Consider the following 24,014-nt stretch of genomic DNA (forward strand, 5'->3'; position numbering starts at 1 on the left):
CGGGAGCCGGCGCGAGATCTTCCGGCGTCGGGCACCGGGATGCGCGGGTAACCTTGAACATCGTGGCCACCAACGACTTTCCCGCTGAGATCAAGGCGCTCCGCACGACCCTCGAGTCCATCGAGGCCGTGAGCGACCCCACCGCGCTCGAGGCGAAGATCGCCGAGCTGTCGGAGCAGGCGTCGGCGCCCAACCTGTGGGACGACCCGGAGGAGGGCCAGAAGGTCACCTCCGCGCTCTCGGCGGCGCAGGCCGAGCTGAGCCGCGTGGAGAAGCTCGCGGCCCGCATCGACGACGTCGAGACCCTCGTGGAGCTCGGCCAGGAGATGGACGACGCCGACTCGCTGACCGAGGCCGAGGAGGAGGTCGAGAAGATCCGCAAGGACCTCGCCGCCCTCGAGGTCCGCACGCTGCTCAACGGCGAGTACGACTCGCGCGAGGCGGTCGTGACGATCCGCGCCGGCGCCGGCGGCGTGGACGCCGCCGACTTCGCCGAGATGCTGATGCGCATGTACCTGCGCTGGGCCGAGCGGCACGGCTATCCCACCAAGGTGGGCGACACGTCCTACGCCGAGGAAGCGGGCCTCAAGTCCGCGACCTTCGAGGTCAACGTGCCCTACGCCTTCGGCAACCTGTCCGTCGAGGCCGGCACGCACCGCCTGGTCCGCATCTCGCCGTTCGACAACCAGGGCCGCCGGCAGACGTCGTTCGCCGCCGTCGAGGTGATCCCGCTCATCGAGCAGACGGACCACATCGACATCCCGGACTCCGAGCTCAAGATCGACGTGTACCGCTCCTCGGGCCCGGGTGGTCAGTCGGTGAACACGACGGACTCCGCCGTCCGCATGACGCACATCCCCACGGGCGTCGTCGTCGCGATGCAGAACGAGAAGTCGCAGATCCAGAACCGCGCGGCGGCGTACCGCGTGCTCCAGTCGCGCCTGCTGCTGCTCCGCAAGGCGGAGGAGGCCGCGAAGAAGAAGGAGATGGCCGGCGACATCAAGGCCAGCTGGGGCGACCAGATGCGGTCCTACGTGCTGCAGCCGTACCAGATGGTCAAGGACCTGCGCACCGAGCACGAGTCCGGCAACCCGCAGGCCGTGTTCGACGGCGCCATCGACGACTTCATCGAGGCCGGCATCCGCTGGCGCCGCGGCGGCTCCGGGAACTGATCCGCGCGCCCGGACGCGGGGCGGCGACCGGGCCGCCCGCGCCCGGCGAGCGTCACGCGTGCGGCACGATGACGGCGCGGCCGGAGAGCTGCCCGGACTCGAGCTTGCGGTACGCTCGTCGTACTGGTCGAGGGTGTATCGCTCGATGTCGGGCACGATCTGCCCCGCCCGGTACATCGCGACCACCTCGTAGAGCTCCTCGACGGTGCCCCAGTAGGTGTTGGTGATCTCGGCCTCGTACGGGTTGGTGAAGAAGCTCCACTCGGTCACCCCGCCGGCGATGCCGACCACAGTGAGCCGCCCACGCTGAGCCAGGCACGCCTGCGCCGTCCTGATCGTGGGCGCGGCGCCCACCAGGTCGAAGGCGGCGTCGACGCCACGTCCGCCCGTGAGCTCGCGGATCGCCGCGACCTGGTCGGGCCCGCCGGGCACGGTGACGGCGCCGTTGGCGGCCGCGCGGTCCATGGCGTCCTGCTTCATGTCGGTGGCGATCACGGTGGCGCCGGTGAGGGCTTTGAGGATCTGCACGGCCACCTGACCGAGCCCGCCCAGGCCCACGACCAGCGCGAACTTTCCGCCGCCCGCCAGCTTCGGCAGCGAGAGCTTGATCGCGTGGTAGGGGGTGAGGCCGGCGTCGGCCAGGGGAGCGGCCGCCACCGGGTCAGCGTCGCCCAACGGCACCAGGTTGCGCGCGGGGGCCACCATGTACTCCGCCATCCCGCCGTCGCGGCCGATCCCCGTCGCCGCCCACGGCATGGACGCGGCGTTCTCACAGTACGTGTCCTGCCCGCGTGAGCAGGCCTTGCAGTGCCCGCAGCCGTTGGGCCCGTACACGAGGAAGGCGTCGCCCCTCGTGAACCCGGTGACCCCCGGCCCCAGCTCCTCGATCCAGCCGGACGCCTCGTGCCCCAGCACGAACGGCGGCGCCAACGCCCCGGGCTGCCCCTCCGCGAACTCCTTGTAGAGCGCCACGTCGGAGTGGCAGGCCCCGGAGCCGGCGATCCTCAGGAGCACCTCGCCCGGTCCCGGACTGGGCCGCTCCACCTCCCTGAGGCTGGGGAAGGTCTGGAACTTCTCGAACACGACAGCACGCATCAGCTCACGCTCCTGTTGCCGGGGGCCGGTTTCTCCATGAGAACTCATCCGGCGCGGTCCGGCGCGGGGTAACGCCGAGGCAAAATGCCGGTTGCGCGCGTTTTGGCCAGATATGGCGGACGCGGCCGGGCAACGGGGTACGCGTCGTCGGCGTGTCTGCCCGACACGCCACCCGATCTCCCACCTAGGGTCGGGCTCGTGATCAGGTTCGAGAACGTGTCGAAGGTCTATGCGCGCGGCGCACGGCCTGCCCTCGACCAGGTCTCCGTGGACGTCGAGCGTGGTGAGTTCGTCTTCCTCGTGGGGGCCTCCGGGTCGGGCAAGTCGACCTTCCTGTCGCTGGTGCTGCGTGAGCAGCGGCCCACGCGCGGCCGCGTCTACGTCGCGGGGCGGGACGTCGCGAACCTCTCCGGCTGGCGCGTGCCCACGCTGCGCCGCCAGCTCGGCGTGGTGTTCCAGGACTTCCGGCTGCTGCAGAACAAGACCGTCCACGAGAACGTGGCGTTCGCCCTGCAGGTGATCGGCAAGCCGCGGCACGTCATCCGCGACACCGTGCCCGAGGTGCTGGACATGGTCGGCCTGTCGGGCAAGGGCAAGCGGATGCCCACCGAGCTCTCCGGCGGGGAGCAGCAGCGCGCCGCGATCGCGCGCGCCATCGTCAACCGGCCGCAGATCCTGCTGGCCGACGAGCCCACGGGCAACCTCGACCCCACCACCTCGCTGGGCATCATGCGCCTGCTGGACCGCATCAACCGCACCGGGACCACGGTCGTCATGGCCACGCACGACGACGAGATCGTCAACGAGATGCGCCGCCGCGTCGTCGAGCTGTCGGACGGCGTCGTCGTCCGCGACGAGGCCCGCGGCGGCTACGGCGAGCGCGAGGCGATCCTGCCCGACGTCGGCGCCTCACCCGTGCTCGACGCTCCCGGCAGCGGGACGCGTGCGCCGGTCCAGACGGTGCGGGGGTCCTGAGCGTGCGCTTCCAGTTCGTGCTCGGCGAGGTCTTCAGCGGCCTGCGCCGGAACACCACCATGGTCGTGGCCGTGGTGCTCGTGACGTTCGTGTCGCTGACGTTCGTCGGCGCAGCCGCCCTGCTGCAGGCCCAGATCGGCAAGCTCAAGGACGACTGGTACGACCTCGTCGAGGTCTCCGTCTTCCTCTGCCCGGAGGGCTCCGTGTCGCCCACGTGCGCCACCGGCGAGGCCACCGAGGACCAGATCGACGCCGTGCGCCAGGTCATCGACACCGAGCTGTCCTCGCAGGTCAGCAAGGTCTACTTCGAGTCGAAGCAGCAGGCGTTCGAGGCCTTCAGCGAGCGCTACCCCGACGGCTACCAGGGCACGCAGCTCACCGCCGACGACATGCAGGCGTCCCTGCGCCTCAAGCTGACCGACGCCGAGCAGTTCGCCGTGGTGAGCGACGTCCTGTCCGGGCGGGACGGCGTCGAGATCGTCGAGGACCAGCGCGCCGTCTTCGAGCCGCTGTTCCGCACGCTCAACGTCGCGACCCTGCTCGCGGCAGGCCTGGCCGGCGTCATGCTCCTCGCTGCGGTCCTGCTGATCACCACCACCATCCGGCTCAGCGCCGTCTCCCGGCGCAAGGAGACGGAGATCATGCGCCTGGTGGGCGCGTCCAACCTGTTCATCCAGCTGCCCTTCCTCCTGGAGGGGGCGCTGGCGGCCGTGCTCGGCTCCCTGCTCGCCGGCGGCGGGCTCTGGCTCGCCGTGCGGTTCATGGTCAGCGACTGGCTCGAACGGTCGGTCGACTGGGTCGCCTACGTGTCGGAGGTCGACGTGTTCCGCGTCGCGCCGCTGCTCGTGGTCATGGCGGTCGCGCTGGCCGCTCTCTCGTCCTTCTTCACCCTGAACCGGTACACGAGGATCTGATGTCCACTCCCCGAAATCCCCGCTCCAGGATCCCCGGCCGCAGCACCGTCGCCGCGGCACTCGCCGTCCTGCTCCTGCTGGGCGGCTCGACCGCCGTCCAGGCCGACGACCTCGACGACCGGCGCGCCGCCGCGGAGCGCCAGCAGGCGGCCAAGGAGAAGGAGCGCGAGAGCCTGGAGGCCGAGCTGGAGCACACGGACTCGCAGCTCGCCGACGCCGTGCTCGAGCTGGACCAGGTCGAGGGCCGGCTGCCGGTGGCGGAGGCGGAGCTCGCCGTGGCCGAGGCCGAGCTGCAGCGCGCCGAGCGGGAGGCCGCGATCCTCGCCCAGCGGCTCGCCGACGCCCAGCTCGAGGAGGCGCAGGTCACCCAGCTGCTCCAGGACGGCTCCGGCAAGGTCGACGACGCCCGCGACGACATCGCGCAGATGGCCCGCGAGGAGTTCCGGGGTTCCGGCAGCGCCTCGACGCTCGGGCTGGTCACCGGTGCCCAGAGCACCGAGGAGTTCATCGACGGGTACTCGGTGTCGTCGTCCGCGGCCCGGATCCGGGCGCGCACGCTCGCCGAGCTGCAGGACGCCGAGGCGACCGCCCGCAACCTGCAGGCGCGGCTGGCGGCCATCCGGGAGGTCGTCACCGAGCTCAAGCGTCTCGCGGACGAGAACGTGGAGTCCAAGGAGGCGGCCAAGCAGGCCGCCGTGCAGCGCAAGGCGGAGATCGAGCGCCTCATCGACCAGCAGCAGCGGCTCAAGAACCGCATCGAGCACCGCAAGGACGCGGCGCTGGCGAGCATGCAGGCGAACGAGCAGGAACTGAGCTCCATCGAGTCCGACCTGAAGTCGATCATCGCCAAGCAGCAGGCGCGGGACGAGCGGCTGGCGCAGCAGCGCCAGGAGGAGCAGGGCTCCTCGGGCGGGTCCTCCGGCGGTGGCGGCTCCTCGTCCGGCGGTGGAGGTGGCGGTGGGACCCTGTCGTTCCTCAGCTATCCGACGGCGAACCCGTTCGTCACCTCGTCGTACGGCATGCGGTTCCACCCGGTGCTGAACTACTCCCGCCTGCACGCCGGCACCGACTTCCGGGCCTACTGCGGCACGCCGATCCTGGCCGCGGCGGACGGCACCGTGCTGTATGCGCGCACCCTGGCGGGCCTGGGCAACCAGGTGCTGATCGACCACGGCTACACGGCGAGCGGCACCAGCGTGATGTCGAGCTCGAACCACCTCACGTCGTTCGCCGTCTCGCCGGGGCAGCGCGTCTCGCGCGGGCAGCTCATCGGGTACTCGGGCACCACGGGAACGTCCACGGCCTGCCACCTGCACTTCGAGCTGTACATCAACGGTTCCACCGTGGACCCGATGACCTGGCTCTAAAAGCCTGGTCCCCGCGGTCGGGGCGCGTAAACTGGGACGTCGCGCGGCCCGCAGCGGGTACCGCGCGCCCGCAGACCCCGGAGGGAGACCATGGCCAAGAAGAACGTCGATGATCCGCGCAAGATCGTGGCGAACAACAAGAAGGCCCGTCATGACTACGTGATCGAGGACGTCTTCGAGGCCGGACTGGTGCTCTCGGGCACCGAGGTCAAGGCGCTGCGGATGGGTCGCGCGTCCCTGACGGACGGCTACGCCGCCATCGACCGCGGCGAGGCGTGGCTCGAGAACGTGCACATCCCCGCCTACTTCCAGGGCACGTGGAACAACCACGCGCCGCGGCGCCGGCGCAAGCTGCTGCTGCACCGCGAGGAGATCGCGCGCCTGGAGTCGAAGTCCCGGGAGAAGGGGCACACCCTCATCCCGCTGTCGCTGTACTTCCTGGACGGCCGCGCCAAGGTCGAGATCGCGCTCGCCCGAGGCAAGAAGGAGTACGACAAGCGCCAGACCCTGCGCGAGCAGCAGGACATGCGGGAGGCCCAGCGGGCGATCCGGCACAAGGAGATGCTCGGCTGAGCCGCAGGCTCAGCCGACGACAAGTAGAGCCTGAGCCGGTGGTGCAGCCGACAACGAGCGGAGCCTGAGCGGCTGTCGCGGAAATAACGTTCCCTGCCAGGGCGTTGATCACCTAGACTGGGAACACTTCACGGGCGAGAGCTCGGGGAGCTGGTTGAAAAATCCATAGGGGCTGATCGGTTTCGACGGTGGTCGTGCTTCGAGGAGAAGCGGGCCGAGGATGCAGGCTTATCTCGTAAACGATGCCTGTAAACCAATAGTTGCCGATAACTCGCGCAACGACTTCGCCCTCGCCGCCTGAGCGAGCCCGAAGTCCGTGGGCCCGGAGTCTGCTTTCGCTCCGGTAGCCTGCGTCATCTAGAAAGCCACTGCTCGTAGCTCTCGTCATCGGGGCCACGGGAACACTTAGGTGACTGGGCCTGTCCGCGAACGTGTCTGCGCGAGCGCGGGGGCCGAGAAAATCCATAGCAGACTGCGCCCGGAGAAGTCCTCGTTAACCGATACCGGACCCGGGTTCGATTCCCGGCAGCTCCACTCGATACCCCTGTGGCAGAAGGCCTCGCCGGTTTCCGGCGAGGCCTTCGTCGTGTCCGGGGTCTCGTGTCCGCCCGCCCGACGTCGGTCCGCCTGCCGACGTCGTGGCCGGCCCGCCTACCCGACGTCGTGCAGCGCCGACAGCACGGCGACCGTGTCGGTGCCGTACGTGTCGTCGGCCCAGCGCTGGATGCTGCCGTCGTCGTAGACGACCGTCACCCAGACGTAGCCGTTCTCGACCCAGCCGCTGAGGCCGCCGAGGTCGTCGAACACGTCGCTCTGCAGCTCGTCGGCGTCGGATCCCGCTCCGGCCGCCCCGGCGTTGTCCGGCGCGAGCCGCGGGTCGTCGGGCGTCGAGGGCGGCTCGGCCGGGGCGGCGCCGGCCGAGGTGAGGCCGAAGGTCTCGCCGTCCCAGGTGCCCTCGACCGTGTACATGCCCCAGGTGGTGTCCTGCGCGGACTCCTTCGCGTCGACGGCGTCCCAGTCCCATCCGGTGATCTCAGGTCCGCCGCACTGGGGCGGGTACGACTCGGCCACCCCGCCCAGGCAGAGCTCGGGCGGGGTGTCGCCCTCCTGGAGCACGGTCGCGACGGTGGTCACGGCCCCGAGGGCCGCGGGCGTGGGCGGCGCGGCCGTCGCCGTGTCGCGGGGCTGGTCACCATCGGTTGCGGTACCTGCCGGGCCGGCGCACGCGCCGAGGAGCAGGACCCCGGCCAGGCCGGTACCGAGGACACGGAGTGGTGCTCGTAGCGGGCTCATACCCGGCATGTGTGGCGAGGACGACGGCGCTTGCGCTGACCGGGCGACCCCGTCCGCCCCGCCCACTCGACGTGCCCGCACCTCCGGGGCACACTGGCAGCGGCGCGGACACCGGGGTTCGCGGCGGAGAGCTGGAGGACCCATGGCCGACTACGCGGACGTCTACCGGCGCAGCCTCACCGACCCCGAGGGTTTCTGGGGCGAGCAGGCGGCCCTCGTCTCGTGGTTCCACCGACCCAGCCGGGTGCTCGACGGCGACAACGCGCCCTTCTACCGCTGGTTCCCCGACGGGCGGCTCAACACCTGCTACAACGCGCTCGACCGGCACGTGATCGCGGGCCGTGGCGACCAGACCGCCCTGATCTACGACAGCCCGGTCACCGGCGACTCGGACACGATCAGCTACGCCACCCTGCTGCAGGACGTCGCGGCGTTCGCCGGCGCCCTCCGCGACCTCGGCGTCGAACAGGGCGACCGCGTGGTGATCTACATGCCCATGGTGCCCGAGGCGGTCGTCGCGATGCTCGCCTGTGCCCGCCTGGGCGCGGTGCACTCGGTGGTGTTCGGCGGGTTCGCAGCGAACGAGCTGGCCGTGCGGATCGACGACGCGCAGCCCAAGGTCGTGGTGTCGGCGTCCTGCGGTATCGAGCCGAGCCGGGTCGTGGAGTACAAGCCGCTGCTGGACCGGGCGCTGGAGCTGGCCGACCACGAGCCGGCGTCGTGCGTGGTGCTGCAGCGGTCGCAGGCCGTCGCGACCCTCGTCGAGGGTCGGGACCTGGACTGGGCCACCGCGATGCATGCCGGGCGCACCAATCCCGCGCCCTGCGCGGAGGTCGCGGCGACGGACCCGCTCTACATCCTGTACACGTCGGGCACCACGGGCCGGCCCAAGGGCATCGTGCGCGACAACGGCGGGCACGCCGTCGCGCTGGCCTGGTCGATGCGCAACATCTACGACATCGAGGCCGGCCAGGTCTGGTGGACGGCGTCCGACGTCGGCTGGGTGGTCGGCCATTCCTACATCGTCTACGGGCCCCTGATCGTGGGCGCGACCACCGTGCTCTACGAGGGCAAACCGGTCGGCACGCCGGACGCCGGCGCGTTCTGGCGCGTGGTCGCCGAGTACGGCGTCGAGGCGCTGTTCACCGCCCCGACCGCGATCCGCGCCATCAAGAAGGAGGATCCGGAGGGGATCCTCGTGGCCGCCCACGACACGACCTCGCTGCGGCACCTGTTCCTGGCGGGGGAGCGGCTCGACCCCGGCACCTACGAGTGGGCGGGCCGGATCCTCGGCGTTCCCGTCGTCGACCACTGGTGGCAGACCGAGACCGGGTGGGCCGTCGTCGCCAACTTGCGCGGGCTCGAGCCGATGCCCACCCGGCCCGGCTCGCCGTCGGTGCCCGTGCCGGGCTTCGACGTGCAGGTGCTGCTGCCGGACGGCTCGGTCGCGGGACCTCACCAGGAGGGGAGCCTCGCGCTCCGGCTGCCCCTGCCGCCCGGGACCCTGCCCACGCTGTGGCGCGACGACGAGCGCTACGTGTCGTCCTACCTCGCCGCCTTCGACGGCTACTACCTGTCCGGCGACGGCGGCTACGTGGACGACGACGGTTACGTCTACGTGATGGGCCGCACCGACGACGTCATCAACGTCGCGGGTCACCGCCTGTCGACCGGGGCGATCGAGGGGGTGCTGGCAAGCCATCCCGCCGTGGCCGAGTGCGCCGTGATCGGCGTCGCCGACGCGCTCAAGGGGCAGGTGCCGCGCGGGCTCGTGGTGCTCAAGGCGGGGGTCGATCCCGAGGGCGTCGCGGCCGAGCTCGTCGCCGCGGTGCGCGACCAGATCGGCCCGGTCGCCGCGGTCAAGGACGTCGAGATCGTCGCCGGGCTGCCCAAGACCCGCTCGGGCAAGATCCTGCGGCGCACCATGCGCCAGCTGGCCGACGGCGAGCACCCCGCGGTCCCGTCGACGATCGAGGACCCGTCGGTGCTGACGGCGCTGACCCCGATCCTCCGCCGCGACTAGCGTGCGGCCCGGCCGTCGAACGTAGGGTCCGTCGGCGTCTGAACGCCTGTGCGGCGACCAACCCTACGTTCGACGCCAGGTGCCGCGTTCTCTCGGGGCTGCCGCGCTAGGGTGTCCGGCGTGCACCAGCCCGGAGATCCTGGCCTTGTTCCCCTTCCTGCGTCGACGCAGGTACCGGGCGGTTCGGTGCTGCTCACCGACGGCGCGCGCGTCGCGGCCGACCCCGTCCTGCGCCCCGCCGCACGCTGGTGGCGCCGGGTCACCGAGGAGGCCTTCGGGATCGACCTCGTGCCGGTGTCCGGGAGGCCCGCCGACGTCGTCCTCGCCCTCGCGTCCGACCTGCCCGCCGGGGGCTACCGGATCGAGGTGAGCGAGGCGCCGTCGGGCACCGCCGCGTCGTCCGAGCGCGGCGAGCCGGGCGCAGCGCCCGGGACCGTGCGCGTCGAGGCCGCCGACCTCGCCGGCGCCCACGCCGCCACGCAGACCCTGCGCCAGCTCGCCGGTCCGGCGGCCTTCCGCCGGGCGCCCGCGGACTACCGGGGAGCGTCGCCAGTACCGGTGCTCCCGCTCGTGCGCATCGAGGACCATCCCCGGTTCGAGTGGCGTGGCGTGCTGCTCGACGTCGCCCGCCACTTCCTGCCCAAGCACGACGTGCTGCGGTTCGTCGACCTCGCGGCCGCCCACCGGCTCAACGTGCTGCAGCTCCACCTCACGGACGACCAGGGCTGGCGCGTGCAGATCGACCGGTACCCCGAGCTGACGCGTACCGGGGCGTGGCGCCGCGAGTCCACCGTCGGCACCTGGCGCACCGGCTCCCGCGACGGTCGTCCGCACGGTGGCTTCTACACGCAGGACGACCTGCGCGAGATCGTGGCCTACGCCCGCGACCGGGGCATCACCGTGGTGCCCGAGATCGACGTGCCCGGCCACGTCGAGGCCGCGGTCGCCGCCTACCCCGAGCTCGGCACGCGCAAGGACCGCAGCGGCGTGCGCACCACCTGGGGCATCAGCCAGGACGTGCTCGACCCGTCCGAGGGTTCGCTCGCGTTCTTCCGGCACGTGCTGGACGAGGTGCTGGAGGTCTTCGACGCGCCCTGGATCGGCCTCGGCGGTGACGAGGTGCCGCCGACGCTCTGGCGGGAGTCGCCGGCGATCGTCGAGCGGGCCCGGGCGCTGGGCCTGTTCGCCCCCGACCCTTCGACAGGCTCAGGGCAGCGCGGCGCCGTGGACGTCGGCCTGCTGCACGGCTGGTTCGTCGCACGCCTCGCGGAGCACGTGTCCGCCGCCGGCCGCCGCGCCGTCGTCTGGGACGAGGCCGTCTCGCCCCTGCTGCCGCGCGACGTGATCGTCACCTCCTGGCGCGGTTACGCCCAGGGCGCCGCGGCGCTCGCGGCGGGGCACGACGTCGTGATGGCGCCCGAGCAGGCCGTCTACCTCGACCACCGCGCCGGCGACCACCCGGCCGAGCCCATCCCGGTCGGCTTCCTGCGCACGATCGAGGACGTCTACTCCTTCGACCCCCTCCCGCCCGCGCTGAGTGCGGGGTATGTGCTGGCCCAGGAGGCCTCGACCCCACAGATACCCAGCACTCAACGAGAAGAGGGGCGGCTGCTTGGGGCGCAGGCCCAGGTGTGGACCGAGCATCTCGACAGCGCGAGGCGCGTCGACTACGCCACCTACCCGCGGCTGGCCGCGTTCGCCGAGGTCGTCTGGTCGCCGCGCGGCGACCGCGAGCCGGGCTCGGCGGCGTCGAAGGAGTTCCTGGACCGGCTGGAGCGGCACCACCTGCGGCGGCTCGACGCGTACGGCGTCGAGTACCGGCCGCTCGCGGGTCCGCACCCCTGGCAGACCCGGCCCGGCGTGCAGGGCTACCCGCGGGACCTCGCGGCCGAGACCGCCGTCGGGGGCTGGGCCGGGCTCGGCGGCTGGCGGGAGGACGGCGGCGTCGAGAACCTTCCGGAGCAGGCCGCGTCGGACGAGCGGACGGCGTCGGACGCGCAGACCGTGTCGGACGCGCAGACCGTGTTGGACGAGCAAGCCCGGGCCGACGAGCGGAGCCCGGAGGGCGACACGTGACCGGCATCGTGCACGTCCGCGGCGCCCGTCTGCCGCAACCCGACGGGACCCTGTCCGAACCCCTGGACCTGCACGTCGTGCGGGGCCGGATCGCGGCGATCACCCGCGTGGGCGCGCGGCACGACGCCGTCCGGGACGCCGCCGCCCCGGACGCCGCTGTCCAGGACGCCGCCGCCCCCGACGCCGCCGAGCCCGACACCCGGACCCTCGACGCACACGGCCGCGTCGCCCTGCCCGGCTTCGTCGACGCGCACACCCACGCCGAGGCCGCCGTCTTCGAGCCGGACGTGCAGCTCGCGATGCTCCGCCAGGGCATCACCACGGTCGTGACCGGCCAGGACGGCGTGTCCTTCGCGCCGTCCGACCCCGCGACCTACGCGTGGGCGAGCACGTACTTCGCCGCGATCGACGGCGACCACCCCGGGTTCGCGGGCGGGTCCGTGGGCGACCTCCTGACGACCTACCACCGCACGGTCCCCGTGAACGTCGCCTACCTCGCGCCGCACGGCACCCTCCGCCACCGGGTCCTGGGGGCGGCGCAGCGGCCGGCGTCGGACGACGAGATCGCGGCGATGGTGCGCCTGCTGGAGCAGGCCCTGGACGACGGCGCCTGCGGCCTGTCGACGGGCCTCGAGTACGTTCCCGCCGCGTACGCCGACGAGCGGGAGCTGATCGCGCTCGCCCAGGTGGTCGCCGCGCGCGGGCTGCCGCACGTCAGCCACATGCGCGGCTACGAGGACAAGGGCGTCGCCGGGCTGGACGAGCTGCTGCGGATCGCCCGCGCGTCCGGCGTCGCCACCCACGTGTCGCACCTGCACGGCCCCGCGCGGGAGCTGCTGGACCACATCGGGGCGGCGCGCGCCGCGGGCCACGACCTGACCTATGACTCCTACCCCTACCTGCGCGGCTGCTCCATCCTGTCGATGGTCTCGCTGCCCACCTGGCTCCCCGTGGCCGACGCCGCCGCGACCGTCGCCGCCCTGCGCGACCCCGCCCTCGCCGGGCGCCTGGGCGACCACTTCGCCGGGCTCACGGACCTCTGGCCGCGCATCACCTTCGCGTCCGTGCCCGGCATGGAGTGGGCCGAGGGTCTGACCCTGCCCGACGTCGCCGCCCGGCTCGGGCGCTCGGCCCCCGACACCGTGGTCGAGATCCTCACGACCACCGCGCTGCGCGCGAGCTGCGTGTTCGCGCAGCCGCCCACCAACTCGCCCGAGTCGGTCCGCACGCTCGCCGGGGACGAGGGGCACCTCGCCGGATCCGACGCGATCTACCGGGGCGGCCGGCCGCACCCCCGCGGCTGGGGTGCCTTCGCGCGGTTCCTCGACGAGCACGTGCGCCGCGGCTCGTGGAGCTGGTGGGACGCGGCCGAGCACCTGTCGGCCCGGGCGGCGCGGCGGTTCGGCCTCGCCGGCCGCGGCCGGCTCGTGCCCGGGGCCGTGGCCGACCTCGCGCTCGTGGATCCCGGCCGGGTCCAGGACGAGGCGACGTACGAGGTGCCGCGCACCCCCGCCACCGGCATCGAGGACGTGCTGGTGGCCGGAGTGCCGGTGCTCGCCGGCGGATCGCTCACGGGCGCGACGCCGGGGACCGGCCTGCGGCCCGCCGCGTGGGAGTGACGATCCCTCTCGAGGCCCGACTTTCTCCGCTTTCGGGATCCTGAGAGCGGAGAAAGTCGGGCCTCGAAGGGGATCGGCGACCAGCTCAGCGGCCGGACCGGTCGTCGGCACCTCGGCGCGCACGGCAAGATGGGGGCGTGCTGCGCATCGACGACCCCTCGTTCTCCTGGCCCCTGCTGACCCTCGACGAGCCGGCGCTCGACCACAACATCGCCACCGTCGCGGGCGCCTTCGCCGCCGCGGGCGTGGAGCACGCCCCGCACGTCAAGACCCACATGTCCCGCCAGATCTGGGAGCGGCAGGTCGCCGCCGGTGCGTGGGGCGCCACCGTCGCCACGCCCGCCCAGCTCCGCACGGCGCTCGGCTGGGGCCTCCCCGGCGCCGGACGGCGCGCCTTCCTCGCGAACGAGCTCGTCGACCCCCGCGAGATCGCGTGGCTGCGCACCGCCCTGGGCGACGGCACCGCCGACGAGGTCTGGGTCTACGCCGACTCCGACCGCGGTGTCGACCTGCTCGCCGCCGGGTTCGCGGGCGCCGCCCCCGAGATCGCCGCGCGGCTCGGCGTGCTCGTCGAGCTCGGCGTCCCGGGCGGCCGCACCGGCGTCCGCACCGTTGCGAACGCCGTGGCGCTCGCGCGCCGCGTGCACGACGCCGGGCTGCGCCTGGTCGGCGTCGCCGGCTACGAGGGACCCGTCGCGGGCGGCACCAGCGCCGACGAGCTGGCCGCGGTCGGCCGCTGGTGCGACGGGCTGCGGGACGCCGGGGCGCAGGTCGCGGACCTCGTCGACGGGCCCGTCGTGCTGAGCGCGGGCGGCAGCGCGTTCGCCGACGTCGTGACCCGGCGGCTCGGGGAGCCGCTCACAGCCGCGGACGGCGGGGCCGTGCCCACCCGGGTCATGCTCCGGTCCGGCGCCTACGTGACCCACGACCACGGCCACTACCTGCGCACCGACCCGTGGACCCGGCTGGGCGCCGCACCGCTGCGCCCCGCGATCACGGTCTGGGCCTCGGTGCTGTCCGCACCCGAGCCCGGACTGGTCATCTGCGGGATGGGTCGCCGCGACGTCTCGTTCGACATCGACCTGCCGACACCGCTCGTCGTGCGCCCGGCCGACGCCGACGGGCGGCTCGGCGACGCCCGCGAGCTGTCCGGCGTGGCCGTGACCGCGCTCAACGACCAGCACGCCTACCTGTCCCTCGACCCCGCAGCGGACGGTGCGGCTGACGGCGCGCTCCGGCCCGGCGACGTGGTCGGGTTCGGCATCTCGCACCCGTGCACCACGCTCGACAAGTACCGCACCGCCCTGGTGACCCGCGGCGACGAGGTCGCCGAGCAGGTCACGCTGAGCTTCTGACCGAAACACCGAACCGCAAGGAGAACCACATGACCGCGAAGACCGCCCTCTCCACGCCGGACGCCCCGGCGCCCGCGCACACCTTCCACCAGGGCGTGCGCAAGGGACCGTTCGTGCAGGTCTCGGGGCAGGGCCCCATGGACCCGACGACGAACACGTACGTGCACCTGGGCGACGTCGCCGCGCAGACCACCCGCACGCTCGAGAACGTCCGGGCGGTCGTCGAGGCCGCCGGCGCGACGTTCGACGACGTCGTGATGCTGCGGGTCTACCTCACCAAGCGCGAGGACTTCGGAAAGATGAACGAGGCGTACGGCGAGTTCGTGACGAAGCACTGCCCCGGCGGCGTGCTGCCGAGCCGCACCACGGTGTTCACCGGGCTCCCGCACGAGGAGATGCTCGTGGAGATCGACGCGCTCGCGGTCACCGACTGACCTCGGCTACTCCGCGGGAGCGGGCTCGGGCTCCGCGGTGGGGGAGCCCGAGCCGCCGGAGCGACCCTTGGCCAGCTGCCGGCGCACACCGACCACCGCCAGCAGGACCAGGCCGGCCAGCAGGAGCCACGGCGTGATCGCGCCGAGCACGAGGACCACCACGTTGAACGTGCTCACCAGGGCGCTCCACCCCGCGGACAGGCCGCCGAGGAACCCGCCGGGCCGGGCCTGCGCCGCCGGCGTGCCCTCCGCGACGATCTCGACGTGCAGGGTGGACATCGCCACCTCGTCCGAGAGCCGGTTCCGCTCCGACACCCGCGAGTCGAGCTCGGCCTGACGCGTCGCCAGCTCGGCCTCGATCTCGATGAGGTCGGCGGTGCGGTCGGCGTCGGCCATGAGCTCGCGCAGCCGGTCGGTCGAGGTGCGGAGCGCCTCGATGCGGGCGTCGAGGTCCTGTGCGGTGCCGGTCACGTCCACCGTCTCGACGTGGCGGTCGCGCACGTCGCCGAGCTCGTCGAGCGCGTCCAGGGTGGCCGAGACGCGGTCGGCGGGGATGCGGAGCGTCATCGACGCGCTGCCCAGCTCGTCGGCGGTCTCGGCCCGCTCGTCCCGGGCCTCGACGCGGCCGCCCGCGTCCTCGACCAGGTCGGCGATCTGCTCGGCCGCGCCGAACGGGTCGTCCACGACGAGCGTCGCGTTGCCGGTGGTGATGAGCTCGCGGTCGACGGCCTCCTCGCGGGCCTCGGCGACGCCGATGGCGCCGGCGGCCGCGTCGGTCGCGGCGTCGGGCACGGCCATCTCGCTGCGTGCGGCGTCACCACCGGTCGCCGCCTCGGAGCCGCTGGAGTCCCCTGCTCCGCCGCCCGAGCATGCTGCCAGGGACACGGCGAGCGTGCCCCCGACGATCGTTGCCAACAGTGCGTGGACTAGTCGGCGCGCGGGTGGGCCCGCGTCCCCCAGGGCAGACCGGTTGCGCATCATGGGACGAGCGTAGGAGGCCGACGGTGTCGGAACCCGCCTCACCTGAGAACTGTGATCCCTTTGTGAACTTGTGGCCCTGGTGACCCGATTTTTCATCGGTTTTGCACGGTTCTTGATCACGTTCCGGTCACGCCGTGCCCCGCTCGCCCGCGTGCGGCAGGCTCGCTTTCGTCAGGCACGTGAAGTAATCCGTCCACGTCGAACAGGGTGCGTCCCACGTCAGGAACAGCGTGACCCAAGTAACAGTCTTGTTACGGGTCATACCGGGCAATGGACAGGGACTCTGTTAAGGAGGTCTACTAACAAACATGGCGACGGCGACAGAACGCAGCGGCACCGGGCGAGGGCTCGGGGCACGGCTGCGCGCGACGTCCAAGGTGCTCCCCGAGCACGCCAGGGCGCACAACCGGTCCCTGGTGCTGCAGCACCTCTTCCACGAGGGGCCCACCTCCCGGGCCGACCTCGCACGAGCCACCTCGCTCACCCGCGTCACGATCTCCGACCTGGTCTCGGTGCTCATCACCGAGGGCCTGGTCGAGGAGCTGGGCACGCGGCCCGGCCAGCGCGTGGGCAAGCCTGCGATCCTGGTGGGCCTGCGCACGGACGCCTACCAGATCGTGGCGGTCGACCTCACCGAGCACGGCCACATGCGCGGTGCGGTGCTCAGCCTCACCGGCGAGATCATGGTGCGCCGGCAGCTCGACATCGACGGCCGCACGGGCGACGAGCTGGTCGACCTGCTCACCCGGTTCGTCCGGCGGCTCGTCGCGGCGGCCGGCCACCCCGTCATCGGCGTCGGCGTCGGCTCGCCCGGCATCATCGACCTGGACGGGCGCGTCGTCGAGGCGCCGAACCGCGGCTGGTACGACGTGCCCCTGGCGGAGATCCTGGGCGAGCGCCTGGGCCTGCCCGTGCACGTCGCGAACGACGCCAACACCGCCGCGCTCGGCGAGTTCACGTACGGCGGGGCGACCGGCAGCATGCTGGTGGTCACCCTGGGTGCGGGCGTCGGCGCGGGCGTGGTGGTCGACGGCGTGCGGGTGCACGGCCAGCGTGACGCCGCCGGCGAGATCGGCCACGTCACCGTGGTCGACGACGGCGAGCCGTGCGCCTGCGGTCGTGTGGGCTGTCTCGAGACGGTGCTGTCCGTGCCGGCGCTGCGGCGCGCGGTCGCGGACAAGAGCCCAGAAGATTCCGACGCCGCCCTGGCGTCGGCAGGCCGGGTGCTGGGCGTGACCCTCGCCCCGGTCGTCAGCGCGCTCAACCTCACGGAGGTGCTGCTGAGCGGTCCGCGCGACCTGCTCGACGGCCCCCTGCGCGAGGCTGCGCTGGACACCATCCGACAGCGGACCATGCCGGCCATCAACACCGGCCTGCAGCTGCGGATGGCCGCACTCGACGAGGACGTGGTGCTGGCGGGTGCCGCCGTCCTCGTGCTTTCCGCCCAGCTGGGGGTCTCGTGAGCATCAGTGCGCACGCGTGGGCGGTGGGCATCCCATCGAGCTTTCCCTTTGTTCCGCGACACACGGTCGTATCCTGGGAGGAACCCACACGTGAACAAGAACCGTCTCGTCGGCGCTGCGGCGTCGGCGATCACCCTGACGCTCGCGCTCAGCGCCTGCGGTAACGCCGGCGGTGCCGCCGCCCCCGAGGAGACCGGCCCCGGCGAGGTCCGGGTCTGGCTCGTCGGTACCGACACGCCCCCCGAGGCGCGCGACTACCTGAAGAAGACCTTCGAGGAGGAGAACCCGGGCAGCACCCTCACGATCGAGGAGCAGGCCTGGGACGGCCTCGTCGACAAGTACACGACGGCGCTGGCCGGCTCTGACGCCCCCGACGTGGTCGAGATCGGCAACACCCAGGCCGCGGCGTTCACCTCGAACGGCTACTTCCGGGAGATCACCGCCGACGAGTTCGAGAACCTGGGCGGCTCCGACCTGCTCCCGGGCTTCGTCGAGGCCGGCGACTGGGACGGCAAGCACTACGCCCTGCCGTACTACTCGGGCTCGCGCGTGGTCTTCTACTCCGAGCAGGTCCTGGGCGACACCCCGGTGCCGACCACGCTCGACGAGTACGTCGAGACCGCCGTCGACCTGAAGACCGACGACCTGTCCGGTGTCTACTGGCCCGGCCAGGACTGGTACAACGCCCTGCCCTTCATCTGGGAGAACGGCGGCTACATCGCCGAGCAGGCCGAGGACGGCACGTGGGACGCGGGCTTCTCCTCCGAGGGTGGCCTTGCCGGCCTGGAGCAGATCCAGACGATCATGACCAAGGGCAACAACGCCCCGTCCGACGCCCAGGAGACCGACCTGCAGGTGCCGTTCTGCGAGGGCAAGGTCGCCTTCCTCTCGGCGCCGAGCTGGATCCAGTGGTCCATCAACGCGCCCGAGAAGCCGGAGGACCCGGACGGTGTGCCCGGCTGCGCCTCCACCTACGGCTCGGACCTCCAGGGCATCGCCCTGCCGGGCAAGGACGGCGGCGCCGCGCAGGTGTTCGCCGGCGGCTCGAACATCGCCATCGCGCAGAAGTCCGCGCGTCCTGACCTCGCGATGAGCGCCTACGAGATCCTGCTCAGCGACGAGTACCAGTCCATCCTCGCCGGCATCGGCCTGTTCCCGGCCAAGACCTCGCTCTTCGAGCAGGTCGACCAGTCGACGTCGATCGGCAAGGCCGCTGCCGAGGCCGCCGCCAACGCGAAGCTCACGCCGGCCTCCCCGAAGTGGGCCGACGTCGAGTCCAAGACGCTGCTGCAGACCGCGTTCTCGCGGATCGCCGCCGGCGACGACGTCAAGACCGTGGCCGAGAAGCTCGACGCGGACATCGAGGAGATCCTCAACAGCTGACCACCCGGTCAGCACGACTTCCCGTCCCGCCCGGCGCCGCTCAGAGCCCGGGCGGGACGGGACACCACTGCCCGCCTGATGCCCGCGGCTGCTCTTCCAGTGGAGCGGCAGTCGGCCGCCTCAGAGGAAGACAGGACATGAGCTCCACACTTCTCGATGCCCCGGCGCCACCGCGCCAAGAGATCCGGCGCAAGCGCCGGCCCCCGTACCTGCCCTGGCTCCTGCTGTCGGCCGCGATGGTCATCCTCGGCGTGCTGACCGGCTTCCCCCTCGTCCGCCTGGTCGTGATGTCGTTCCAGGAGTACGAGCGGGCCCAGCTGATGGGCCTGCCCGCCGAGTGGGTCGGGTTCGACAACTACACGACGATCCTGACCGACGTCGACGGCTTCTGGACCGTGCTGGGCCGCAGCTTCGTGCTCATGGTCGTCCTGGTGGTCGTCACGATCGCGCTCGGCATGCTCGTGGCCCTGCTCATGATGCGGGTCGGCAAGGGCCTGCGGCTCCTGGTCTCGGTCGGCCTGCTGCTGGCCTGGGCCATGCCGTCGCTGGCCGCGACCACCGTCTGGGGCTGGCTCTTCGACACGCAGTACGGCGTGGTCAACAACCTGCTCACCAAGATCACCGGGGACCGGTGGTTCGGCTACTCCTGGCTGCTCGACCCGCTGTCCTTCTTCGTGATCGTGACGTGCATCGTCGTGTGGGGTGCCGTGCCGTTCGTCGCGTTCACGCTCTACGCCGGCCTGACGCAGATCCCGGAAGAGGTCATCGAGGCCGCGCAGCTCGACGGCGCGAGCGCGTTCCAGCGCTTCCGGCTCATCCAGCTGCCCTACGTGCGCGCCATCGTCACGGTGCTCGTGGTGCTCTCGATGATCTGGGACCTGAAGCTCTTCACGCAGGTCTTCGTGCTGCAGGACATCGGCGGTGACCGTGAGCTGACCAGCACGATCGGCGTCTACATCTACCAGACAGGTATGGCCCAGGGGCACTACGGCCTGGCGAGCGCGATCGGCGTCATCTTCGTGATCGTCATGCTGGCCATCGCCTACCCCTATGTGCGGCGCACGCTGCGGGAGGAAGAGCTGTGATCAAGATCCGCAAGCGACTCGCCGACACCGGGTTCGGCGTGATCGCCGTGTTCGTCTTCGTGCTCTCGGCCTTCCCCGTGTACTGGATGATCAACACCTCGTTCCTGCCGAACAACCGGATCCGCGGCGAGAACCTGGCGTTCTTCCCGACGCCGGACGTGTTCACCCTGGACAACTACCGGGCGGCGATCTTCAGCCCGCGGGCACCGTTCGCGCCGGCCGTGCTGAACTCGATCGGGACCACGTTCCTGACCCTGGTGATCGTCCTGGTCGTCGGCTTCGTGGCCTCGCTCGCCCTCACCCGGTTCCAGTTCAAGGGCCGTCGCACCTTCATCGTGCTGATCCTCGTCGTCCAGATGATCCCCGGAGAGGCGATGATCATCTCGATGTTCCGGATCATCGACGGCTGGCAGCTCCTGAACACGATCATCGGTCTGACGCTCGTGTACACGGCGGGTGTCCTGCCGTTCACGATCTGGACACTGCGTGGCTTCGTGAACGGTGTACCCAAGGAGCTGGAGGAGGCGGCGATGATCGACGGCTGTTCCCGGGCCGGCGCCTTCTGGCGGGTCACGTTCCCGCTGCTCGCGCCGGGCCTGGTGGCCACCGGGGTGTTCGCCTTCATCCAGGCGTGGAACGAGTTCGTCACGGCGCTCGTGATCATGCAGCGGCCGGAGGCGATGACCCTGCCGCTCTGGCTGCGCACGTTCGTGCAGGCCACGCAGGCCACCAACTGGGGAGCGGTCATGGCGGCCTCGGTGCTCATCGCCATCCCCGCGGTGGTCTTCTTCCTGATCGTGCAGGGCAGGATGACCGGCGGTCTGGTCTCCGGCGCGGTGAAGGGCTGATGGGCGGTAGGCGGAAGTCTGGAAGTGGCAGTTCCACGGGTGAGTCGAGCAAGCGAAAGGTCAGGATGGGAAAGGTCGGCAAGCGGGAGGGTGGCGCCCGGTCGGTGACCGGGCGCGCGCCCGAGTACACGGTCGGCCTCGACATCGGCGGCACCAAGATCCTCGGTGCGCTCCTCGACCCGGCGGGCGAGGTGGTCGCCACGGTGCGCCGCTCCACGGTGCACGGCGCCGAGGGCCTGGTCGCCGGCGCGGCGCAGGCGGTGCGGGACGTCGTGGAGTCCGGCGGGGTGGCGCTCGCGTCGGTGGTCGGCGTCGGGCTGGGCATCCCCGGCATCGTCGACCACGTGTCCGGCACCGTGAAGCACGCGGTCAACCTGGGGGTGCACGACGACGAGCTGCCGCTCGCCGACCTGCTCTCCCTGGCCCTGGGCGGCGTGCCGGTGGTGGTCGAGAACGACCTGAACGTGGCCGCCGTCGGCGCCGCGCACGTGCTGGAGCGCTCGGCGGGCCAGGACGGCCGGGCGCCCGAGCACGAGGACCTCGCGTTCCTCGCCCTGGGTACGGGCCTCGCGTCCGGCCTGGTGCTGGACGGCGAGCTGCGCCGCGGCGCGAGCGGCGCGGCCGGCGAGATCGGGCACATCCCGGTGGACCCGCTCGGGCCGGAGTGCCCGTGCGGCCAGCGCGGCTGCCTGGAGCGGTTCGCGTCGGGCAAGGCGCTGGAGGCGGCGTGGCCGTCGCGGTACGGCAAGCCCGCCCCGGTGGAGCTGTTCGAGGCGGCGCGGGCCGGCGACGAGGAGGCGATCGCGGTCAAGGACCGGTTCGCTTCCGCGACGGCGTCCGCCGTGCGCCTGCTGGTGCTCGCCACCGACGTGCGGCACGTCGTGCTCGGCGGCGGCGTGGCGCTGCTCGGCACCGAGCTGCTGGACGCGGTGCAGGACGCGCTGCGCGAGCAGGCCAAGGTGTCGTCGTTCCTCGGGTCGCTGAAGCTGGCGGAGCGGGTCAGGCTGGCGCCGACGCACGTTCCGGTCGCGGCGGTGGGCGCCGCGGTGCTCGGGAGGAGGAGCTGATGGAGGTCGTGATCGCGCCGGCGGCAGAGCTGGCGAGACTGGCGGCGGACGCCGTGGAGGATCTGCTGCGCGGCAACCCGGAGGCGGTGCTGGGGCTGGCCACCGGGTCGTCGCCGCTGGCGGTGTACGACGAGCTGGCCACCCGGCACAAGGAGGGGCTCTCGTTCGCGCGGGCCCGGGCGTTCATGCTCGACGAGTACGTCGGCCTGAGCGCCGACCACCCCGAGCGGTACCGCAACGTGATCGAGAAGGAGTTCGCCTCCCGCGTCGACCTCGCGCCCGGCGCGGTGCAGGGTCCCGACGGTCTGGCCGACGACCTGCCCGCGGCGTGCGCCGCCTACGAGCAGGCGATCTCGGACGCCGGGGGAGTGGACCTGCAGATCCTGGGGATCGGCACGGACGGGCACATCGCGTTCAACGAGCCGGGCTCCTCGCTCGCCTCCCGCACGCGCATCAAGACCCTGACGAAGCAGACCCGGGAGGACAACGCGCGGTTCTTCGGCGGGTCGGTCGAGGACGTGCCGCGGCACTGCCTGACCCAGGGGCTGGCCACGATCATGTCGGCGCGGCACCTGGTGCTGCTGGCCACCGGGCGGGCCAAGGCCGAGGCGGTCCACCAGCTCGTGGAGGGCCCCGTCTCGGCGATGTGGCCCGCCACGATCATGCAGCTGCACCCGCACGCGACCGTGCTGGTCGACGACGCGGCGGCCTCCCGCCTGCAGCTCGGTGACTACTACCGGCAGACCTACGCCGACAAGCCGGCCTGGCAGGGCCTGTAGGCACGTGTCAGGCGCTCGGGTCACCCGGGGTGACCTGAGCGCCCGACACGTCAGAGGTAGTTGCCCGCGACCGGCGCGGGCTTCCACCGGCCGGACGTCGCCACGTCGGCGACCCGGCCGGTCGTGAGGCCGTCGGGGCCGTGCTCCAGGATGGAGCGGCGGGCCACCTCGCGCAGGTCGGCGCCCGTGGCCCCGTCGAGGTAGGACGCGACCAGGTCCACGTCGACGGGGGAGTCCGGCGGCAGGAAGAGCCGCAGGATCTCCGTGCGCCCCGCCTGGTCCGGCGGCGGCACCTCGATGATGGTGTCGAAACGCCCGGGGCGCTTCACGGCCGGGTCCAGCGCGTCGGGGTCGTTCGTGGTGGCGAGGGTCAGCACGTCGTCGGAGCTGCGGGTGCCGTCCAGGGCGTCGAGGAACTCGGCGAACGACGTGTCGCCGCGCGAGCCCTTGGAGGCGACCGAGTCGATCTCCTCCAGCACCACGAGACACGCCCCGAGGCCCCGGATCTCCTCGTACAGCTCGGTCATCCAGGTGCGCAGCACCTCGGCCGTGACGAGGACCACCGTGAGCGGCCCGGCGAGCTCCGTGGCGATGACCCGCGTGAGCTTCGTCTTGCCGACGCCGGGCCGGCCGGCCAGCAGCAGGCCGCGCGACGTGGTGTGGCCCAGCGCCCGCAGCGCCTCGCGGCGCGTGGTCACGCTGGAGCAGAACAGGTCCACCTCGCGCCACAGCTCGGCGGGCAGCACCACGTCGCCGCGCACCTGGACGGTGTGCCGGACCGGGGTCAGCTCGACGGTGCCGTTCCCGGACCTGGCTGACAGCACCCCGCCGCGGTACGGGTGGTCCGCCTCCAGCGTGCGGGTCAGGTCCGCGAGCACCCGCTCGGCCAGCGCGAGGCCGCCCGGCGGGGTGAAGGTGGTGATCGTGGGCGTCCCGTAGCGGTAGGCCACCTCGACGGCGACGGCCGTGTCGTAGGCGGACCCGGCCGGGAACAGCACCGTGGCGACGGCGGGCACGCTCACCGAGGTGCCGTCGCCGAGGTCGAGCGCCGCGCGCTGCGGCGCTCCGCCGGGGCCGAACACGGCGACCTCGCCGGGGTACCGGTCCACCCAGCGCTGGAGCGCGTAGGCGTGCAGCCGCTGCAGGGTGCGCGACATGTCGCGGGAGACGTTGACGAGCGTGCTCTCGTCGACGTCCCACCGGCGGGCCAGCCACTCGCTCGACGAGCGGGGCTCCTTGGGGCGGTCCGGGACGGGACGGCCGAGCATCGCGGCGACCGCGGCGACGGCGCGCCGTGCGGCCTCGTCGTGGTCGCCGAAGTCGGGCCAGACAGGGTCGGGCGCGCCGCGAGGGATCAGGTCGGTCGCGGAGGCGGCGCCGTCGTCGGGCAGGGTGAGGCTCCTCTCAGGGCGGGGATGTGACATGCGGACAGTTATATCCGTCGTCACCGACACGACCGCAAGGATTTCCGCGGACGAGTTGCCCGGACGGGTGGTCGCGGGGGCGTGCCGA

The 24,014-nt window shown here is 72.2% G+C and carries 19 protein-coding genes, 1 other RNA gene and 1 pseudogene; 17 read left to right on the forward strand and 4 right to left on the reverse strand.

From position 1 onward, the window contains the following. Positions 1-62: 62 nt before the first annotated feature. Positions 63-1,172, forward strand: coding sequence for a peptide chain release factor 2 (gene prfB, locus ACZ7LE_RS07000; RefSeq protein ID WP_470402581.1), 1,110 nt, complete (start codon positions 63-65; stop codon positions 1,170-1,172). Between the two features lie 52 nt (positions 1,173-1,224). Here prfB and ACZ7LE_RS07005 read toward each other — a convergent pair. Further along, positions 1,225-2,267 (reverse strand): annotated as a pseudogene (locus tag ACZ7LE_RS07005) (NAD(P)-dependent alcohol dehydrogenase). Between the two features lie 198 nt (positions 2,268-2,465). Here ACZ7LE_RS07005 and ftsE point away from each other — a divergent pair. From ftsE to ssrA, 5 genes are all read left to right on the forward strand, one after another. Further along, on the forward strand, positions 2,466-3,242 hold the full coding sequence (gene ftsE / locus ACZ7LE_RS07010) for a cell division ATP-binding protein FtsE (protein WP_470402582.1): 777 nt from the start codon (positions 2,466-2,468) through the stop codon (positions 3,240-3,242). A 2-nt stretch (positions 3,243-3,244) separates the two neighbouring features. After that, the gene (gene ftsX, locus ACZ7LE_RS07015) at positions 3,245-4,156 is read left to right on the forward strand and encodes a permease-like cell division protein FtsX (protein ID WP_470402583.1); all 912 of its coding nucleotides are present in this window, start codon (positions 3,245-3,247) and stop codon (positions 4,154-4,156) included. Beyond that, positions 4,156-5,523 (forward strand): peptidoglycan DD-metalloendopeptidase family protein, encoded by a 1,368-nt coding sequence (locus ACZ7LE_RS07020; protein ID WP_470402584.1) that lies wholly within the window; start codon positions 4,156-4,158, stop codon positions 5,521-5,523. Before ftsX ends, ACZ7LE_RS07020 begins: the two co-directional genes overlap by 1 nt. Positions 5,524-5,613: 90 nt before the next feature. Beyond that, a complete protein-coding gene (gene smpB / locus ACZ7LE_RS07025) occupies positions 5,614-6,096 on the forward strand; it encodes an SsrA-binding protein SmpB (RefSeq protein WP_285102881.1) in 483 nt (160 codons plus the stop codon). A gap of 168 nt (positions 6,097-6,264) precedes the next feature. Then, positions 6,265-6,633, forward strand: a transfer-messenger RNA (tmRNA) gene (ssrA, locus tag ACZ7LE_RS07030). Between the two features lie 114 nt (positions 6,634-6,747). Here the strand turns inward: ssrA and ACZ7LE_RS07035 are convergent. After that, positions 6,748-7,389: a hypothetical protein gene (locus ACZ7LE_RS07035; protein ID WP_470402585.1), complete on the reverse strand. Its 642-nt coding sequence runs from the start codon at positions 7,387-7,389 to the stop codon at positions 6,748-6,750. A 142-nt stretch (positions 7,390-7,531) separates the two neighbouring features. On the opposite strand from ACZ7LE_RS07035, the gene ACZ7LE_RS07040 reads away from it, so the two are divergent. From ACZ7LE_RS07040 to ACZ7LE_RS07060, 5 genes are all read left to right on the forward strand, one after another. After that, entirely contained in the window at positions 7,532-9,412 is a 1,881-nt protein-coding gene (locus ACZ7LE_RS07040; RefSeq protein WP_470402586.1) for a propionyl-CoA synthetase, read from the forward strand. A gap of 120 nt (positions 9,413-9,532) precedes the next feature. Beyond that, on the forward strand, positions 9,533-11,488 hold the full coding sequence (locus tag ACZ7LE_RS07045) for a beta-N-acetylhexosaminidase (protein ID WP_470402587.1): 1,956 nt from the start codon (positions 9,533-9,535) through the stop codon (positions 11,486-11,488). Then, a complete protein-coding gene (locus tag ACZ7LE_RS07050; protein WP_470402588.1) occupies positions 11,485-13,107 on the forward strand; it encodes an N-acyl-D-amino-acid deacylase family protein in 1,623 nt (540 codons plus the stop codon). The genes ACZ7LE_RS07045 and ACZ7LE_RS07050 overlap by 4 nt, the downstream gene beginning before the upstream one ends. A gap of 137 nt (positions 13,108-13,244) precedes the next feature. After that, positions 13,245-14,462 (forward strand): type III PLP-dependent enzyme domain-containing protein, encoded by a 1,218-nt coding sequence (locus ACZ7LE_RS07055; RefSeq protein ID WP_470402589.1) that lies wholly within the window; start codon positions 13,245-13,247, stop codon positions 14,460-14,462. A 29-nt stretch (positions 14,463-14,491) separates the two neighbouring features. Continuing rightward, a complete protein-coding gene (locus tag ACZ7LE_RS07060; RefSeq protein WP_470402590.1) occupies positions 14,492-14,896 on the forward strand; it encodes a RidA family protein in 405 nt (134 codons plus the stop codon). A gap of 6 nt (positions 14,897-14,902) precedes the next feature. Here the strand turns inward: ACZ7LE_RS07060 and ACZ7LE_RS07065 are convergent, their stop codons facing one another. Further along, positions 14,903-15,811, reverse strand: a complete 909-nt coding sequence (locus tag ACZ7LE_RS07065) for a DUF4349 domain-containing protein (protein ID WP_470402591.1) — start codon at positions 15,809-15,811, stop codon at positions 14,903-14,905. Between the two features lie 374 nt (positions 15,812-16,185). On the opposite strand from ACZ7LE_RS07065, the gene ACZ7LE_RS07070 reads away from it, so the two are divergent. The 6 genes from ACZ7LE_RS07070 to nagB all read left to right on the forward strand — a co-directional run bounded on the left by ACZ7LE_RS07070 (position 16,186) and on the right by nagB (position 22,502). Beyond that, positions 16,186-17,340, forward strand: a complete 1,155-nt coding sequence (locus ACZ7LE_RS07070; protein WP_470402592.1) for an ROK family transcriptional regulator — start codon at positions 16,186-16,188, stop codon at positions 17,338-17,340. A 90-nt stretch (positions 17,341-17,430) separates the two neighbouring features. Continuing rightward, complete coding sequence (locus ACZ7LE_RS07075) at positions 17,431-18,723, forward strand: extracellular solute-binding protein (protein WP_470402593.1); 1,293 nt, start codon at positions 17,431-17,433, stop codon at positions 18,721-18,723. Between the two features lie 137 nt (positions 18,724-18,860). Next, positions 18,861-19,808 carry a carbohydrate ABC transporter permease gene (locus tag ACZ7LE_RS07080; protein ID WP_470402594.1) on the forward strand — a complete coding sequence of 316 codons (948 nt, stop codon included), beginning with the start codon at positions 18,861-18,863 and terminating at the stop codon, positions 19,806-19,808. After that, positions 19,805-20,656 carry a carbohydrate ABC transporter permease gene (locus ACZ7LE_RS07085; RefSeq protein WP_470402595.1) on the forward strand — a complete coding sequence of 284 codons (852 nt, stop codon included), beginning with the start codon at positions 19,805-19,807 and terminating at the stop codon, positions 20,654-20,656. Before ACZ7LE_RS07080 ends, ACZ7LE_RS07085 begins: the two co-directional genes overlap by 4 nt. 65 nt (positions 20,657-20,721) lie before the next feature. After that, positions 20,722-21,723, forward strand: coding sequence for an ROK family protein (locus ACZ7LE_RS07090; RefSeq protein ID WP_470402596.1), 1,002 nt, complete (start codon positions 20,722-20,724; stop codon positions 21,721-21,723). Next, positions 21,723-22,502 (forward strand): glucosamine-6-phosphate deaminase, encoded by a 780-nt coding sequence (gene nagB / locus ACZ7LE_RS07095; RefSeq protein ID WP_470402597.1) that lies wholly within the window; start codon positions 21,723-21,725, stop codon positions 22,500-22,502. The genes ACZ7LE_RS07090 and nagB overlap by 1 nt, the downstream gene beginning before the upstream one ends. 50 nt (positions 22,503-22,552) lie before the next feature. On the opposite strand, the gene ACZ7LE_RS07100 is transcribed toward nagB, so the two are convergent. Beyond that, entirely contained in the window at positions 22,553-23,926 is a 1,374-nt protein-coding gene (locus ACZ7LE_RS07100) for an AAA family ATPase (protein WP_470402598.1), read from the reverse strand. Positions 23,927-24,014: the final 88 nt, after the last annotated feature.

It is taken from the genome of Promicromonospora sp. NPDC110617 (genome assembly GCF_055598465.1).